We start from the raw sequence: 1,938 nt of genomic DNA, 5'->3' as shown, positions 1-1,938 counted from the left end.
GCCGGGCCGTCGTCCTCTCGGGGCTCGCCGTCGCCGTCTCCGGCGCCACCCTCTGCCTCGCCGACGACGTCATCTTCTCCTCGATCGCCACCGCCACCATCGTGGTCACCTTGGTCGCCGTCGCCGCTGCACGCCGTCACCGCCAGGGCCACGACCGTCACCAGGGCCGCCGCCCGTATCCCACCCGCGCGCATCCGCCGGCCCCCTCGCGTCACCACGTTCTCCCGCCGAGGCTACCCGCCCCAGCGGCCGGGCTCATGGGCCCGGCCGCTGGGACCCGTTGCCCCGCGCCCCCGTCCACCGGCGTCCCGGCGCCTTGTCCCGGCGCCTCGTCCCGGCGCCTCGTCACGCGGACGGAGACGCGCGGGGCCGCGCCGTTGGTTCGCCGTCAGTCGCAGGTGGTGCCGTCGTCGGGGATGTCGCCGTTCAGCAGGTAGGCGTTGGTCTTGTCGCGGACGCAGTCGTTTCCGCTGGTGTAGGCGCCGTGGCCCTCGCCCTCGAAGGTGATGCGGACCGCGGTGCCGGGGCCGCCGAGGGCCTCCTGCATGTGCTCGGTGCCCTCGAACGGGGTGGCCGGGTCGCCGGTGGTGCCGATCAGCAGGATCGTGCGCGCGCCCTCGGCCCCGACCTTCGGGTGGGCGCGCGCGCCGTCCACCGGCCAGTGGGTGCAGCCGAGCAGCGACCAGGCCATCGGCGGCCCGAAGACGGCGGACGCGTCCTCGAACTCTCCCAGCACGTCGCGCACGTCGCGCTCGGAGTAGCGCTCGCTGGAGTCGGCGCAGCCGATGGCGGTCAGGGAGGACTGGAGGGTGCTGTAGGTGCCGTCCGGGTTGCGGCCGTTCATCGCGTCACCCAGGGCCAGCAGCACGGTGCCGTCCGGGCGGTCCTCGTCCAGGGCGTCGCCGAGGCCCTGGGTGAGGTAGGGCCAGAAGTCCTCGGAGTAGAGGGACTGGGCGATGCCGCCCCAGGCGAGGGACTCGGTCAGGCGGCGGCCGTCGGGGTCCTGGGTGCGCATCGGGCGGGAGTCGAGGCGGTGCAGCAGCTGTTCGAGGCGGTCCTCCGCCTCGTCGCGGTCGCCGCCCAGCGGGCAGTCCTCGCGCTCGCCGCAGTGGTCGAGGTAGCTGCCGAGGGCGAGTTGGAAGCCCTTGGCCTGGGCGAGCGCGCCCTGTTCCGTGGTGCCGGTCGGGTCGACCACCGCGTCGAAGACCGCGCGGCCGACGCGGCGCGGGAAGAGGTGGGCGTAGACGGCGCCCAGTTCGGTGCCGTAGGAGATGCCGAAGTAGTGCAGCCGGTCGTCGCCGAGGACCCGCCGGAGCAGGTCCAGGTCGCGGGCGGTGGCCGTGGTGGTGAGGTGGGGGAGGAGGTCGCCGGACGCGTCCTCGCAGCCGTCGGCGAACCTCCTGAGCCGGTCGGTCAGCCTGCTCCGCTCGCGCGCGCCGTCGGGGACCGGGTCCGCGGCGAAGAAGCGGTCCAGGCCCTCGGAGTCGAGGCAGGAGACGCCCTCGCTGTCGCCGACGCCGCGCGGGTCGAAGCTGACCAGGTCGTACCGCCGGTGCAGCTCCCCGTAGTCCTGGCCGAACGCGGGGAGCGTGATGACGCCCGAGCCGCCGGGGCCGCCGAAGTTGAAGATCAGCGAGCCGATGCGCCCGTCCCCGCGCTCCTTGGCCCGCGACCTGATCAGGGCGATGCCGAGGGTCTCGCCCTCCGGGTCCCGGTAGTCCAGCGGCGCCTCCATCGTCGCGCACTCCCACCCGGTGCCGTCGGGCAGCGGGGCCGGGGACATCTGGTCGTCGCCCTGGGCGGGGTCGGGAGCGGGGCAGCGGGACCAGTCGAGGGACTGGCCGGTGAGGGACTCCGGCAGGTCGGAGGTGTCCACCGGGTCCGCCCTGGCGGCCGGGGCGGCGCCCACGCGGACCGCGTCGCCCGAGCAGGCGGAGG

The 1,938-nt window shown here is 75.1% G+C and carries 1 protein-coding gene; it reads right to left on the bottom strand.

Going from position 1 to position 1,938, the window contains the following annotated elements; all coding sequences use genetic code 11:
• Positions 1-388 precede the first annotated feature (388 nt).
• On the bottom strand, positions 389-1,909 hold the full coding sequence (locus ADY01_RS35155) for an alpha/beta hydrolase (protein WP_049580907.1): 1,521 nt from the start codon (positions 1,907-1,909) through the stop codon (positions 389-391).
• Between the last annotated feature and the right edge of the window lie 29 nt (positions 1,910-1,938).

Origin of the sequence: Streptomyces sp. SBT349, from assembly GCF_001083795.1 — a bacterium.
Classification (GTDB): domain Bacteria; phylum Actinomycetota; class Actinomycetes; order Streptomycetales; family Streptomycetaceae; genus Streptomyces.
This window is presented reverse-complemented; position numbering and strand designations above follow the sequence as displayed.